Below are 12,803 nucleotides of genomic sequence, written 5' to 3' on the forward strand. Positions count from 1 at the left end.
CACGCGGCGCCCGCCACTCTTGAAAGGAGCGTCCCATGGCCAACCCCGATTTCCGCGCCCTCGCCCGTCAGGCCCGGAACGAAGCCGACGCCGCCACCCTGGACAATGTCCGCCAGCGCTGCCTGCGTTCCGAAGCCGCCTTTCTGGTCATGGCCCGACGACAGGAATATGTCGACGAAAGCCGCGCCCGCCGCGCCGCCGCCACCAACTGAACGGCCCCGGCCGGCCCTGCCACTCTTCGCATCGCCGGCCCCGCTCGCCCTGCCGCACCGCGCCGGAACCGATCCGCGCCGCCAATGTTATCCTTGCAAATTCCCCACGGAACAAGGAGCCCCCACCCATGATCCGCACCCTGATCTTCGGCGCGATCGCAGGCTATGTCGGCAAGAAACTCTATGACGAAGGCAAGCTGACAGAGTTCAAGGACGACCTCGTCGCCCGCTACAACCAGGCGAAATCGGACCTCGACCAGCGCCGCGACAGCGACAGCACGGTGACCAGTCCCAACCTCGCCACGCCTGCCGCCAGCACCACCGGCGCCGCGCCCGTGACGCCCTGACGGCCCGACCCTTTCCTTTCCAGCGGTGAACACCCTCTCCCCGCTGGCATCACTGCCCGCCCGGCTGCCTTTCCCCCCTTTTGGTGCCGCGGCGGGCAGACTATTTCGCGCAACTTCCTCCCTTCCCAAGGGTTGTCACCCCAGCAGGGAAAGCACAGGAGAAAAGGACAATGCGCACCCCCCTATTGGCAGCGGCGCTGCTTGCAATGCCGTTGACGGCCTGCGTTTCGGACGGTGACGGTGGCCGCTACGGCTACGACCGGCCCGGCTACGGCCACCGCCCCGGCGGCCGGCCCATCGGCGACAACGACTATATCTACCGCGACAATGACGGCCGCTATTATTGCAAGCGCGACGACGGCACCACCGGCACCATAGTCGGCGCGATCGCGGGCGGCGTATTGGGCAACATCATCGCCCCCGGCGGCTCCAAGACGCTGGGCACCATCCTGGGCGGCGCCGGCGGCGCGCTCGCCGGCCGCGCCATCGACAAGAACGACGTCCGCTGCGAATAGAACGAAAAAGGGCGCGGACCCAAGGCCCGCGCCCTCCTTCTGAACCCCGACAGGGCTTACAGCTTTTCGACCAGCTCCGGCACGACCTTGAACAGGTCGCCGACCAGCCCGATGTCCGCCACCTGGAAGATCGGCGCATCCTCATCCTTGTTGATGGCGATGATGGTCTTGCTATCCTTCATCCCCGCCAGATGCTGGATCGCCCCGGAGATACCCACGGCAATATAGACTTCCGGCGCCACGATCTTGCCGGTCTGCCCGACCTGATAATCGTTCGGCACATAACCCGCGTCGACCGCCGCGCGGCTCGCGCCGACCGCCGCGCCCAGCTTGTCCGCCAGCGGGAAGATCGTCGCCTCGAACGTCTCGCCGTCCTTGAGCGCACGGCCCCCCGACACGATCACCTTGGCCGAAGTCAGCTCCGGACGCTCCAGCTTGGCGATCTCGGCCCCAACGAAGGAGGAAATGCCCTTGTCACCCGTCGAAGCCACCGCCTCGACAGTCCCGTTGCCGCCTTCCTTGGCCGCCTTCTCGAAAGCGGTGCCGCGAACGGTGATGACCTTCTTGGCATCCTTCGACTTCACCGTCGCGATGGCGTTGCCGGCATAGATGGGCCGGGTGAACATATCCTCGCTCTCGACCGACAGAATGTCGCTGATCTGCATGACGTCCAGCAAAGCCGCCACGCGCGGCGCGATATTCTTGCCATTGCTGGTGGCGGGCGCGACGAACGCATCATGATGGCTCATCAGCTCAACGACCAGCGGCGCGACATTCTCGGCCAGCGCATGACCGAAGGCGGCGTCGTCAGCGACATGGACCTTGCCCACGCCCGCGATGCTGGCGGCTTCCGCGGCAACGCCGCCGACGTCCTGCCCCGCAACCAGCAGATGCACTTCACCCAGCTTCGATGCAGCGGTGACGGCGGAAAGCGTCGCGTCCTTGACCGCGCCGCCCTCATGTTCAACCCAAACGAGCGTCTTCGTCATGCTGCAACTCCCAGAGCCTTGAGCTTCGCGACCAGTTCATCGACATCGGCCACCTTCACGCCGGCCGAACGCTTGGCCGGTTCGGACACCTTGATCGTCTCCAGACGCGGCGCAATGTCCACGCCGTAATCGGCAGGCGCCTTGGTCGCGAGCGGCTTGCTCTTCGCCTTCATGATGTTGGGCAGCGAGGCATAGCGCGGTTCGTTGAGACGCAGGTCGGTGGTGACGATGGCGGGGACGTTGAGCTTCACCGTCTCCAGACCGCCGTCGACTTCGCGGGTCACGCTGACCTTGTCGCCTTCGACCTCCACCTTGCTGGCGAAGGTGCCCTGCGGCAGACCCAGCAGGGCCGCCAGCATCTGGCCGGTCTGGTTGCTGTCGTCATCGATCGCCTGCTTGCCCAGGATGATCAGGCCGGCGCCTTCCTCTTCCTGCACCTTGGCGAGCAGCTTGGCCACGCCCAGCGGTTCGACCTCATCGTCGGTCTGGATCAGGATCGCCCGGTCGGCACCCATGGCCAGCGCCGTGCGCAGCGTCTCCTGCGCCTTGGCAACGCCGATCGACACCGCCACCACCTCGGTCGCCACGCCCTTCTCCTTCAGGCGAATGGCTTCCTCGACCGCGATCTCGTCGAACGGGTTCATCGACATCTTCACGTTCGCCAGATCGACGCCCGTCCCATCCGCCTTCACCCGAGGCTTCACATTATAGTCAATCACCCGCTTCACGGGCACAAGGATCTTCATCTCCAACATCCTTCCTTCATTCACGCCAAGCCCGCAAATGCGACAGCAAATGCAAGCAGGGGCGCGGGCAGCCCGTCTCCGGACCACCCGCACCCTTTTGGTGTCTTGTTCAGGCGAAAAGCTGCGTCAGGCTGCCTTCCTCACTTCCGCCACGATCTTCTTGGCCGCGTCGCCCAGATCGTCCGCCGGGACGATGGCCAGGCCCGACTTGGCCAATATGTCCTTGCCCTGCTGGACGTTCGTGCCTTCCAGGCGGACGACCAGCGGAACCGACAGGTTCACATCCTTGGCGGCGGCGACGATGCCGTCGGCAATGATGTCGCACTTCATGATGCCGCCGAAGATGTTGACCAGAATGCCCTTCACCGCCGGGTCCTTCAGGATGATCTTGAAGGCCGCCGTCACCTTTTCCTTGGAAGCGCCGCCGCCGACGTCCAGGAAGTTGGCTGGGAATTCGCCATTCAGCTTGATGATGTCCATGGTCGCCATGGCAAGGCCCGCGCCATTCACCATGCAGCCGATATTGCCGTCCAGCTTGATATAGGCGAGGTCATATTCCGAAGCCTCGACTTCCGCCGCATCTTCCTCGGTCAGGTCGCGCAGTTCGACGATGTCCTTGTGACGGAACAGTGCGTTACCGTCGAAGCCGACCTTGGCGTCGAGGACGAGGAGGTTGCCCTGCTCGGTGACGGCCAGCGGGTTGATTTCGATCTGCGACGCGTCGGTCGCCAGGAAAGCGTCGTAGAGCGACGAAGCGACCTTGGCGGCCTGCTTGGCCAGGTCACCGGTCAATTCCAGCGCGGCGGCAACGGCCCGGCCATGATGCGGCATGAAGCCGGTGGCCGGGTCAACGGCGAAGGTGTGGATTTTCTCCGGGGTCGAATGCGCGACTTCCTCGATGTCCATGCCGCCTTCGGTCGACACGACGAAGGCCACGCGGCCGGTCGCACGGTCCACGAGCAGGGCGAGGTAGAATTCCTTCGCAATATCAGCCCCGTCGGTGATGTAGAGGCGATTGACCTGCTTGCCTGCTTCGCCGGTCTGCACCGTCACCAGCGTGTTACCGAGCATGTCGGTGGCGTGAGCCTTCACCTCGTCCAGGCTGAAGGCCAGACGGACGCCGCCCTTCGCATCGGGACCGAGTTCCTTGAACTTGCCCTTGCCGCGGCCACCGGCGTGGATCTGCGACTTCACGACATAGAGCGGCCCGGGCAGCTTCTTGGCGGCTTCGACCGCTTCATCGACGGAGAAAGCGGCGTAACCGGCGGCGATCGGCGCGCCGTACTTCGCCAGCAGTTCCTTCGCCTGATATTCGTGGATGTTCATGGGGCTCGCCCGTCCTTTCCGCTGAAACTCTTGTGTCCAGCGGCTAAGCACAGGCAAAAGGGCAACACCAGCAAATTTCGCAAAATGACTTTGCAAAATTGCAAAACCTTTGCAAAGCGCAAGCCTTGTTTATTGCGAAATTAGCCGTCGATGGCGCAGACGATCGCCGCCTTGCTGGTCACGGCAAAAATCTCCGGATCCTCCAGCGCGCGGACCTTGAAGAGGAACCGGTCCACCGTCATGTCCCCCATGTGAGACTTGCGGAGCGATGCCAGCGACTGAAGCCTGCGCAGTTGCGTCAGGCTCAGCCGATCGACCATCCTTTCGGCCATACAGCCGGCCATGCGCGGCGATATGCCCGCATCGATCAGCCCCGTGCGAAGGCGCGATTCGGGCGAGACCGTCGTGCAGGACAGGAGGAGGAGCGAAGCGCCCAGCCCGCAGGCCAGCGAACGGAGGGGGATGGCTGTCATCCCTCCTTCATGGCAAGCATGGTCTGAACAGAGGCTAAATGCTGGCCGCGCCCAAGGGAGAAAAAGAGAGATGGACAGGATTTTCACGGCCTTTGCCCACCGGATCGCAAGCTGGTCGGGCCAGCCGGCCGCCTTCATCCTGGCCGCGCTGGTGATCCTGGGCTGGATTGTGACCGGCCCGATCTTCCATTATTCCGACACCTGGCAGCTCATCATCAATACGGGCACGACGATCGTCACCTTCCTGATGGTCTTCCTGATCCAGAATGCGCAAAATCGCGACGGCTCCGCCATACAGGCGAAAATGGACGAACTGATCCGCGCCGTATCGACGGCGCGGAACGAGTTCATCGGCATCGAACATTTGACCGAAGCGGAACTGGAGAAGATCAAGACGGTGCTGGAAAAGGAATGTGGCGACAATGAAACGCACCGCGAGTCGATAGAACGGCTGATCGAACGCCGCTAATGCGCCAGGTCGACCAGCCTTTCATTCTCACGGCGATAGGCGTCGATCTGATCGGTATAGCCGCGCGCAAGGCCTTCATAGGCCTCCCGGCCCTTCACCGACCGGCTCATCTGCGCGCGAATCAATGCAACTTGCTGTCTGTGCAGCAGATAGTTGACATCCATCTCCCCATTCATATTCACCCTCCTACCTGATCGCTGAAAGAGATTGGCTGGGGTTCGCATCCTGTGCGAGTCGCTCTATGGCGCGGTGACGATAGCATCGGCCCGATGGCCATGCGATTCCATCCGGCGCATGCGGAGAGCAGCCTGCCGGATATTCCCCCTCCTCAAAAGCAGGCCGCCTTCCAAAAGGAAGCAATCCACAATGGGTCAAAGCAGCAGCAAGCCAGCGAGAATGGCGGTCTTCGCCTTCTCCATGAGCACCGAGGGCCTGAAAGCCACTGTTGGGGAAGGCTAGGGATCAATAAAAATTATTACGGTTATGAAATGATTATTTGTTTGAGAATCAATTCTTTGCTGTCATAGCCGCTCGTCGGGAACAGGGGGAGCTCGATCCGTGGAGGCAATGATCTTCGCTTATCTGGCGAGGGTTCATCATGAAATTCTGCTGTTCGCGGTGGTGGCGCTGGCGATCGGCGGCATGGACGATTTCATCATAGACCTGGTCTTCCTGTGCCGAAGGCTGTGGCGCAAGCTGATTGTCTATTCCCGTCATCGACGAATGACGACCCTCACCCTGCCCGCCTCCCCGCAACCCGGCCGCATCGCCATCTTCATCCCAGCCTGGCAGGAAGCCGATGTGATCGGCCCGATGCTCCGTAACGCGCTCAGCCACTGGAGGGACCAGGACTATCGGATCTTCGTGGGCGCCTATCCCAATGACCGGGCGACATTGGATATTCTCACGCCCTTGGCCGGCCGGGAAACGCGGTTGATCCTGTGCATCAACGAACGAAATGGGCCAACTACGAAAGCCGATTGCCTGAATGTGGTCTGGCGCGCCATGCTGCGGGAGGAAGAGCGCACCGGGGTCCGGTTCAAGGCGATCGCCCTGCACGATGCGGAAGATGTCGTCCATCGCGACGAGATCAGGCTGTTCGACCTGATGACGGATCGGTTCCAGCTCGTTCAACTCCCGGTCCTGCCCTTGCCCGGCCAGGGCGGCTGGTGGTCGAGGGCTATAGCCAATCATTACTGTGACGAGTTTGCGGAAAGCCATGGAAAGTTCCTGACCGTGCGCGAGGCCATGGGTGCGTCCATGCCCTCGGCCGGGGTGGCCTGCGCATTCGAGCGGCAAATGCTGGAAAGGCTTGTGAATCCGGCCAATGGCGGACCGTTCGATCCGGAATCGCTGACCGAGGATTATGAGGTCGGCCTGCGTATCAGCAATATGGGCGGGCGCGGCGTGTTCGTCCGCATGCGCGACGGGGAGGGCCAGCTTGTCGCGACCAAGGAATATTTCCCGGACAATCTGACGGATGCCGTCAAGCAGAAGGCGCGCTGGATGGTCGGCATCTCGCTTGCCGGATGGGATCGCATGGGCTGGCAGGGCAGCCCCGCCGAATGGTGGATGCGGATGCGGGACCGGGGTGCGGCGCTTTCCGCCTTCGTCCTGTTCACCGCCTATCTGGCGCTGCTGCTCTGGGGCGTGCTGCTTGCCGGGAGCCTGTTCAGCGCCTTTCCCGTGCCCAGACCCACGCCAGTGGTCGAAGCCCTGCTGTGGCTCAACTTCGGCTTCATGAGCTGGCGGATGGCGATGCGCGCGATTTTCTCGGGCATGGCTTATGGCTGGGCCTTCGGGCTGGGGGCGATACCGCGCACGCTGATCGCCAACATCATCGCGATGATGGCCGCCCGTCGCGCCATGTTCCTGTATCTTCAGTCGCTGTTGGGCAAGCCGCTGACCTGGGACAAGACGCATCACCGCTTTCCCGAGCTGGATTATCCGGGGTGAGCGAAGCCGCCACGGGGCGCCCGCTCCGCTTCTTCGTCCTCGTGATGGCGGGTTGGGTCGCGATCCGTCTGGCAGGTCCGGAGGGTGATCTTCCCCAAATGGCGAGGGAAATTGACGGCGAGGGGCGTTTTCACCCCACCGCCTATTCGAAGAAGAAGAAGAGCCCCGCAGCCGCGACGGGGCATGACGCACCGGCCTGGTTCGGTGAAATGCCGCAAAAGCGCCAGCATGCCGCCATCCAGCGCCCTATATTCAAGGACTCTCGACGCCTTGGGAGAAGGACAAGCGCGAACGCCACCTTCCTGTCCATCGAAGAGAAGGCGGCGCCGGCAGCACAGAACCAGAGTGGCGGTCGCGTCGTTCCATCGAACAATCCTGCGCCAGCCTTGCCCCTCGCTTCCACGCCATCCGCAAGCGACGCCCGCTGGCATGGCAGCGCCTGGCTGCTCTGGCGCGACGGAAGCACGACCCGCGCCGATGCCGTGACGGGCGGCAGGCTGGGCGGATCGCAGGCGGGCCTACGCCTCGATTTCGACCTGACCCCGCGCTCATCGAGCCGGGCGGCCGCCTATGCGCGAGCCAGTGCCGCGCTGAACGAACCGGCATCTCCGGAAGGCGCGCTCGGCATTGCATGGCAACCGGCGCGCACCATTCCGGTCAGCTTCGCGGCGGAACGACGGATTGCACTGGGCAAGGGCGGGCGCAACGCCCATGCCGTGCTGGCGGCAGGCGGTTTCGGGCCGGCACCGGTGGCGCCCTCGCTGGAAGTCGAAGCCTATGCCCAGGGCGGCATTGTCGGCTTCCGCTCTCACGACCTGTTCGTCGATGGCAAGATGTCGCTGCTGTCGCCGCTAGGCCATTCGCCCATGCGGATCGGCGCGAGCCTTTCCGGCGGCGCGCAGCCGCAGGTCGAGCGGCTGGACATCGGGCCGGAACTGCAGGTCCGCCTGCCGCTCAGGCCGGTGAGCGCAAGGCTGAGCATCGAATGGCGGGAACGGATTGCGGGGCGCGCGGCACCGCCGTCCGGCCCGGCCGTTACGCTGGGCGCTGATTTTTAAGCGGGAGCGCCTTTATCTCTCCGCATATTGCGCTTAACCCAGGAAGCGCATGGATCTCTATCTGCCCATCGCCAACCTGTCGGTGAATGCGCTGGTCATCATCGCCCTGGGCGGCGTGGTGGGCCTGCTTTCCGGCATGTTCGGGGTAGGCGGCGGATTTCTGACGACGCCGTTGCTGATCTTCTACGGCATTCCGCCGACCGTCGCGGCCGCTTCGGCGGCGAGCCAGGTGACGGGCGCCAGCGTATCGGGGGTCGTCACCCATATGTCGCGCGGAACGGTCGATTTCCGCATGGGCGGCGTGCTGATCGCCGGCGGCGTGGTGGGCGCCGGCCTCGGCGTGCTGATCTTCCGCCTTCTTCAGGCCATCGGCCAGATCGACACGGTGATCGGCATCCTCTACGTGCTGATGTTGGGCGGCATCGGATCGCTGATGGCGAAGGAGTCCATCCAGGCGCTGATCGCGCTCAAGACCGGGAGGAAGATTCAGGCCCGCAAAAGGCGGCACCATCCGCTGGTGGCGGCCATGCCGATGCGGTGGCGCTTCTATCGGTCCGGGCTGTATATTTCCCCGCTGGCGCCGCTGCTGCTGGGCATGGCGACGGGCATCCTCACCATGTTGCTGGGGGTGGGCGGCGGCTTCATCCTGGTTCCGGCGATGCTCTACCTGCTGGGCATGACGACCCAGTCCGTCGTCGGCACGTCGCTGTTCCAGATATTGTTCGTCACCATGGCGACGACGATGATGCACGCCATGACGACCCATGCGGTCGACCTGGTGCTGGCCCTGCTGCTGCTGATCGGCAGCGTCACCGGAGCGCAGGTGGGAACGCGCCTTTCGATGACGATCCGGCCGGAATATCTGCGCATCCTGCTTGCCGCGATCGTGCTGCTGGTGGCGGCACGCATGGCGCTGGGGCTGGGCTTTCGGCCCGACGAAATATACACGGTGGAGATCCGGTGAGGCGGCGGGCGCTTCTGGCCCTGCCGCCGGCCCTGCTGCTGCTGACGGCGGCGGACGAACCGATGCTGGTGCCTGACGTGTCCCAGCGCGAGGTGGAAATACAATATAGCTTCACCGGCGCTGACCTGCTGCTGTTCGGCGCCATCGTCTATCCCGACGGGCGTCGGCCCAGCAAGCCGCCGGACATCATGGTCGTGCTGAAGGGTCCGGACCAGTCGATCACGATGCGCGAAAAGCAGAAGGTGGCCGGCATCTGGGTCAATGCCGACAGCGCGCGCTTCCGGTCAGCGCCCAGCTTCTACGCCATCGCATCGTCCCGACCGGTCGACAAGGTGGTCGATGAGCGAACGGCGGCAATCTATGAAATGGGCGTGGACAAGCTCCAGCTCTCCCCTTCCTCGCTCAACGACAGCGCGGAGCTGGACCGGTTCCAGAAGGGGCTGATCGACCTCAGGGAACGGGCCGGGCTCTATGTCGAGCGGCCGGGAACGGTGGAGATCACCGACGGCGTGCTCTACAGGGCGCGGCTGCCGCTTTCGGCGCGTGTGATCGTCGGCGACTATACGGCGGAAACCTTCCTCGTGCAGGATGGCCGCGTGGTGGCCGCCGCCGTGCGCGACATCACCGTCCGCAAGTCGGGCTTCGAACGCTTCATGGCTGTCGCGGCGGAACAATGGCCCTTCGCCTATGGTCTGGTCGCGATGATGCTGGCCGTTGGCATGGGATGGGCAGCAGGCGCAATAGCCAGGCGGGTTTAGCGCCGCGCCGCTTTCCTGGGCCGCAGCGCATCGCGCATGGCGATGCTGCTGTTGATCCGGGTGACGCCCGGCATGCGGGAGAGGATTTCGCTGTGGATCGCTTCATAGGCGGCCACGCTCTCGGTCTCGACGCGCAGCCAGTAATCAACGCCACCGGTCATCAGGAAACATTCCCGGATTTCAGGACATTGCCGCACGGCATGTTCGAAACGGGCGAGATAATCCTCCGTCTGCCGGTCGAGCGTCACCTGCACAAGGACATCGACGGCGCGGCCCTCCTTTTCCATCGGTGCGGTCACGATGGTATAACCGCGGATCACGCCGGCATCCTCCAGCATCCGGATGCGCCGGTGACAGGCCGATGGGGACAGGCCGATCTCCGCCGCGATCTCCGAATTGGGACGCCGCGCATTGAGCCGCAGCAGGCGGATGATCGAGCGGTCCACGGCATCCAGCGATTCTGCCATTTTTTCCATTCCTTGCGAAGGATCGTTCAATTATCCCGTCACATTAGACGATCCTGCGGTCATTTGAGAGCATTTTTACCAAGCGCCGCGTTACCCTCCCTTCAAAAGGGGGCACATATGCAGTCCATCGATACCGCCGGAGCCGTGCTTCGCATCGACCTTGATGCACTCGTCGAAAACTACCGCACGATCCAGCGGCAGGTCGCCCCCGCCACCGTTGCCGGCGTGGTCAAGGCGGACGGTTACGGCCTGGGCGCGGACCTCGTCGCGCGCAGCTTGATCGGTGCCGAGTGCCGACACTTCTTCGTCGCGCATCTCAGCGAAGCCATGGCGCTCCGACCCATTCTGAGCGATGGAATGGCGCTGTTCATCCTCAACGGCCTGCAACCAGGCGCGGAAGGCGAGTGCGCAGCCATCGGCGCCATTCCGGTCCTGAACTCGCTCGACCAGATCGGGCGCTGGGCCAGGACGGCACGCACGCTGGAGCGGACCCTACCCGCTGCGTTGCAGGTGGACAGCGGCATGTCGAGGCTCGGCCTTCCGCCCGAGGAGGTCGCCATTCTGCTGGCCCAGCGGGAAAGATTGGAGGGCATCGACCTTCGCCTGCTGATGAGCCACCTCGCCTGCGCCGACGATCCCGATGCCCCCTCCAACGCGATGCAACGCCGGAAATTCGATGCATTCAGCATGAATTTCCCCGGCGTGCCGCGCTCGCTGGACAATAGCGGCGGAAGCTTCCTGCCCGCCGATCATTTCGACATCGTCCGCGCCGGGATCGCGCTGTATGGCGGAGCGCCGCAGGGCGAGCGCCGGGAGATGCGGCCGGTGGTCTCGCTGGACGCGCGGATCATCCAGTTGCGGAACATCCCGGCGGGCGCTGCCGTCGGCTATGGCCTCACCCACCGTTGCGAGCGGCCGACGCAGATCGCGACGATCGCCGTGGGCTATGCCGATGGCTGGCCTCGCCACCTGAGCAACGGCGGCTCCGCCTACATCGACGGCCATCGCGCGCCGATAGCGGGACGGGTTTCGATGGACAGCATCACGCTGGACGTGACCGACGTGCCCGATGTGCTCCTCTATCCTGGCGCCCTGGTGGAACTTCTGGGGCCTCATCAGACCGTGGACCAGGTCGCCGCCGACGCCGGCACCATCGCCTATGAAATACTGACACAGCTCGGACATCGCTATCACCGCTCCGTACGGGGTGGCCGCGATCCGGCACAAGCGGAGCATCACGCCATGAAAGTCGCCATATGAGGGTCGCCATTCTGGGCAGCGGCGTCATCGGCGTCACATCCGCCTGGTATCTGGCACAGGCCGGGCATGAAGTGACGGTGATCGACCGGCAGGACGGGCCGGCGCTGGAAACCAGCTTCGCCAACGCTGGAGAAATCTCGCCCGGCTATGCCTCCCCCTGGGCTGCGCCGGGAATACCGATGAAGGCGCTGCGCTGGCTGTTCATGAAGCACGCCCCGCTGATCCTGCGGCCGCGGATGGACATGGCCATGCTACGCTGGATGGTGGCGATGCTGGGCAATTGCAACGAACGCGCCTATGCCATCAACAAGAGCCGGATGGTGCGCCTGGCGGAATATAGCCGTGACCGGCTGATCGACCTGCGGCGCGAAACCGGCATCGCCTATGACGAGCGGTCGCGGGGCACCCTGCAGCTTTTCCGCGAGCAGAAGCAGCTTGACGGCATCGCGAAGGACATCGCCGTGCTGAAGGCGGACGGAGTGCCTTTCGAAGTGCTGGATGCGGCAGGCTGCATCGCGGCGGAACCGGGGCTGGCAGGCAGCGGCGCGCCTCTGGCCGGGGGCCTGCGGCTCCCCAATGACGAAACCGGCGACTGCTTCAAATTCACCAACGCGCTGGCCGACATGGCGAAGGCGAAGGGCGTGACCTTCCTCAACGGACGGACCATCGGAAGGATCGCCGTCGACAATGGAAAGGTCAGCCATGTCGAAACCGACAGGGGCCATGTCGTGGCCGACGCCTATCTTGTTGCGACGGGCAGCTATTCCCCGCTGCTGCTGGCCCCGCTGGGGATCAGGCTGCCGGTCTATCCGGTGAAGGGCTATTCGATCACCGTTCCGATCGTCGATGAGGCAAGGGCGCCGGTGTCAACCCTGCTCGACGAAAGCTACAAGGTTGCGATCACGCGGCTGGGCGACCGTATTCGTGTGGGCGGCATGGCGGAACTGTCGGGCTATTCCAAAGGGCTGCCCAGGGCGCGGCGTGATACGCTGGAATATTCGGTGGGTTCGCTCTTTCCGGGCGCAGGCGATCTGGGCGGCGCCAGCTTCTGGTCCGGGCTGCGGCCGATGACGCCGGACAGCACGCCGGTCATCGGGGCGACGAAAGTCCCGAACCTCTTCCTCAACACCGGGCATGGCACATTGGGGTGGACCATGGCCTGTGGGTCGGGGCATGTGATCGCGGACATCATCGGCGGGGGCAGGCCCCGGATCGAAACCACCGATCTTGCGATCAGCCGCTATTCATAACCGAAAAGGAGCC

The 12,803-nt window shown here is 64.0% G+C and carries 17 protein-coding genes; 11 read left to right on the forward strand and 6 right to left on the reverse strand.

Translation table 11 applies throughout. The features are described 5' to 3' along the window. The first annotated feature begins 35 nt into the window (after positions 1-35). From A8G00_RS24935 to A8G00_RS01285, 3 genes are all read left to right on the forward strand, one after another. Positions 36-212 (forward strand): hypothetical protein, encoded by a 177-nt coding sequence (locus A8G00_RS24935; protein WP_165363300.1) that lies wholly within the window; start codon positions 36-38, stop codon positions 210-212. A 128-nt stretch (positions 213-340) separates the two neighbouring features. Continuing rightward, the gene (locus A8G00_RS01280; RefSeq protein WP_025550213.1) at positions 341-559 is read left to right on the forward strand and encodes a hypothetical protein; all 219 of its coding nucleotides are present in this window, start codon (positions 341-343) and stop codon (positions 557-559) included. Positions 560-729: 170 nt separating this feature from the next. Beyond that, on the forward strand, positions 730-1,074 hold the full coding sequence (locus tag A8G00_RS01285) for a glycine zipper 2TM domain-containing protein (RefSeq protein ID WP_025550214.1): 345 nt from the start codon (positions 730-732) through the stop codon (positions 1,072-1,074). Between the two features lie 56 nt (positions 1,075-1,130). Here the strand turns inward: A8G00_RS01285 and A8G00_RS01290 are convergent, their stop codons facing one another. The 4 genes from A8G00_RS01290 to A8G00_RS01305 all read right to left on the reverse strand — a co-directional run bounded on the left by A8G00_RS01290 (position 1,131) and on the right by A8G00_RS01305 (position 4,608). Beyond that, entirely contained in the window at positions 1,131-2,063 is a 933-nt protein-coding gene (locus A8G00_RS01290) for an electron transfer flavoprotein subunit alpha/FixB family protein (RefSeq protein WP_048577912.1), read from the reverse strand. Beyond that, positions 2,060-2,809, reverse strand: a complete 750-nt coding sequence (locus tag A8G00_RS01295; RefSeq protein WP_025550216.1) for an electron transfer flavoprotein subunit beta/FixA family protein — start codon at positions 2,807-2,809, stop codon at positions 2,060-2,062. Before A8G00_RS01295 ends, A8G00_RS01290 begins: the two co-directional genes overlap by 4 nt. A 126-nt stretch (positions 2,810-2,935) precedes the next feature. Further along, positions 2,936-4,135 (reverse strand): ADP-forming succinate--CoA ligase subunit beta, encoded by a 1,200-nt coding sequence (gene sucC, locus A8G00_RS01300; protein WP_025550217.1) that lies wholly within the window; start codon positions 4,133-4,135, stop codon positions 2,936-2,938. Positions 4,136-4,275: 140 nt separating this feature from the next. Then, complete coding sequence (locus A8G00_RS01305; protein WP_102999746.1) at positions 4,276-4,608, reverse strand: hypothetical protein; 333 nt, start codon at positions 4,606-4,608, stop codon at positions 4,276-4,278. A gap of 70 nt (positions 4,609-4,678) precedes the next feature. Between A8G00_RS01305 and A8G00_RS01310 the strand changes: the two genes are divergently transcribed. Further along, positions 4,679-5,077 (forward strand): low affinity iron permease family protein, encoded by a 399-nt coding sequence (locus A8G00_RS01310; RefSeq protein ID WP_044662623.1) that lies wholly within the window; start codon positions 4,679-4,681, stop codon positions 5,075-5,077. Here A8G00_RS01310 and A8G00_RS01315 read toward each other — a convergent pair. Next, complete coding sequence (locus tag A8G00_RS01315; RefSeq protein ID WP_025550220.1) at positions 5,074-5,253, reverse strand: hypothetical protein; 180 nt, start codon at positions 5,251-5,253, stop codon at positions 5,074-5,076. The genes A8G00_RS01310 and A8G00_RS01315 overlap by 4 nt on opposite strands. Before the next feature lie 93 nt (positions 5,254-5,346). On the opposite strand from A8G00_RS01315, the gene A8G00_RS24675 reads away from it, so the two are divergent. Genes A8G00_RS24675 through A8G00_RS01335 form a run of 5 tightly spaced genes read left to right on the forward strand, consistent with a single transcriptional unit; the run spans position 5,347 to position 9,813 of the window. Continuing rightward, on the forward strand, positions 5,347-5,604 hold the full coding sequence (locus A8G00_RS24675) for a hypothetical protein (RefSeq protein WP_146032540.1): 258 nt from the start codon (positions 5,347-5,349) through the stop codon (positions 5,602-5,604). 40 nt (positions 5,605-5,644) lie between these two features. Further along, positions 5,645-7,033, forward strand: coding sequence for a glycosyl transferase family protein (locus A8G00_RS01320; protein ID WP_172451722.1), 1,389 nt, complete (start codon positions 5,645-5,647; stop codon positions 7,031-7,033). Next, positions 7,030-8,091: a hypothetical protein gene (locus A8G00_RS01325; protein WP_102999748.1), complete on the forward strand. Its 1,062-nt coding sequence runs from the start codon at positions 7,030-7,032 to the stop codon at positions 8,089-8,091. The genes A8G00_RS01320 and A8G00_RS01325 overlap by 4 nt, the downstream gene beginning before the upstream one ends. A gap of 49 nt (positions 8,092-8,140) precedes the next feature. Further along, positions 8,141-9,055, forward strand: a complete 915-nt coding sequence (locus A8G00_RS01330) for a sulfite exporter TauE/SafE family protein (RefSeq protein WP_025550226.1) — start codon at positions 8,141-8,143, stop codon at positions 9,053-9,055. Further along, complete coding sequence (locus tag A8G00_RS01335) at positions 9,052-9,813, forward strand: TIGR02186 family protein (protein ID WP_025550228.1); 762 nt, start codon at positions 9,052-9,054, stop codon at positions 9,811-9,813. Before A8G00_RS01330 ends, A8G00_RS01335 begins: the two co-directional genes overlap by 4 nt. Here the strand turns inward: A8G00_RS01335 and A8G00_RS01340 are convergent. Next, positions 9,810-10,280: an Lrp/AsnC family transcriptional regulator gene (locus A8G00_RS01340; RefSeq protein WP_025550230.1), complete on the reverse strand. Its 471-nt coding sequence runs from the start codon at positions 10,278-10,280 to the stop codon at positions 9,810-9,812. The two genes, A8G00_RS01335 and A8G00_RS01340, sit on opposite strands and share 4 nt — an antisense overlap. Positions 10,281-10,397: 117 nt before the next feature. Here A8G00_RS01340 and alr point away from each other — a divergent pair, with 117 nt between their 5' ends. Together alr and A8G00_RS01350 are read left to right on the forward strand one after the other, a co-directional pair. Continuing rightward, positions 10,398-11,540, forward strand: a complete 1,143-nt coding sequence (alr, locus tag A8G00_RS01345; protein ID WP_102999749.1) for an alanine racemase — start codon at positions 10,398-10,400, stop codon at positions 11,538-11,540. After that, on the forward strand, positions 11,537-12,790 hold the full coding sequence (locus A8G00_RS01350) for a D-amino acid dehydrogenase (RefSeq protein ID WP_102999750.1): 1,254 nt from the start codon (positions 11,537-11,539) through the stop codon (positions 12,788-12,790). Before alr ends, A8G00_RS01350 begins: the two co-directional genes overlap by 4 nt. The last annotated feature ends 13 nt before the right edge of the window (positions 12,791-12,803 follow it).

This window comes from Sphingobium sp. SA916 (genome assembly GCF_002894065.1).
GTDB lineage: Bacteria > Pseudomonadota > Alphaproteobacteria > Sphingomonadales > Sphingomonadaceae > Sphingobium > Sphingobium fuliginis.

What these genes read in the sequence shown, in the direction of transcription:
- A8G00_RS24935 (WP_165363300.1), top strand. Translation starts at nt 36, where the DNA reads ATGGCCAACCCCGATTTCCGCGCCCTCGCCCGTCAGGCCCGGAACGAA.
- A8G00_RS01280 (WP_025550213.1), top strand. Translation starts at nt 341, where the DNA reads ATGATCCGCACCCTGATCTTCGGCGCGATCGCAGGCTATGTCGGCAAG.
- A8G00_RS01285 (WP_025550214.1), top strand. Translation starts at nt 730, where the DNA reads ATGCGCACCCCCCTATTGGCAGCGGCGCTGCTTGCAATGCCGTTGACG.
- A8G00_RS01290 (WP_048577912.1), bottom strand. Translation starts at nt 2,063, where the DNA reads ATGACGAAGACGCTCGTTTGGGTTGAACATGAGGGCGGCGCGGTCAAG.
- A8G00_RS01295 (WP_025550216.1), bottom strand. Translation starts at nt 2,809, where the DNA reads ATGAAGATCCTTGTGCCCGTGAAGCGGGTGATTGACTATAATGTGAAG.
- sucC (WP_025550217.1), bottom strand. Translation starts at nt 4,135, where the DNA reads ATGAACATCCACGAATATCAGGCGAAGGAACTGCTGGCGAAGTACGGC.
- A8G00_RS01305 (WP_102999746.1), bottom strand. Translation starts at nt 4,608, where the DNA reads ATGACAGCCATCCCCCTCCGTTCGCTGGCCTGCGGGCTGGGCGCTTCG.
- A8G00_RS01310 (WP_044662623.1), top strand. Translation starts at nt 4,679, where the DNA reads ATGGACAGGATTTTCACGGCCTTTGCCCACCGGATCGCAAGCTGGTCG.
- A8G00_RS01315 (WP_025550220.1), bottom strand. Translation starts at nt 5,253, where the DNA reads ATGAATGGGGAGATGGATGTCAACTATCTGCTGCACAGACAGCAAGTT.
- A8G00_RS24675 (WP_146032540.1), top strand. Translation starts at nt 5,347, where the DNA reads ATGGCCATGCGATTCCATCCGGCGCATGCGGAGAGCAGCCTGCCGGAT.
- A8G00_RS01320 (WP_172451722.1), top strand. Translation starts at nt 5,645, where the DNA reads ATGATCTTCGCTTATCTGGCGAGGGTTCATCATGAAATTCTGCTGTTC.
- A8G00_RS01330 (WP_025550226.1), top strand. Translation starts at nt 8,141, where the DNA reads ATGGATCTCTATCTGCCCATCGCCAACCTGTCGGTGAATGCGCTGGTC.
- A8G00_RS01340 (WP_025550230.1), bottom strand. Translation starts at nt 10,280, where the DNA reads ATGGCAGAATCGCTGGATGCCGTGGACCGCTCGATCATCCGCCTGCTG.
- alr (WP_102999749.1), top strand. Translation starts at nt 10,398, where the DNA reads ATGCAGTCCATCGATACCGCCGGAGCCGTGCTTCGCATCGACCTTGAT.
- A8G00_RS01350 (WP_102999750.1), top strand. Translation starts at nt 11,537, where the DNA reads ATGAGGGTCGCCATTCTGGGCAGCGGCGTCATCGGCGTCACATCCGCC.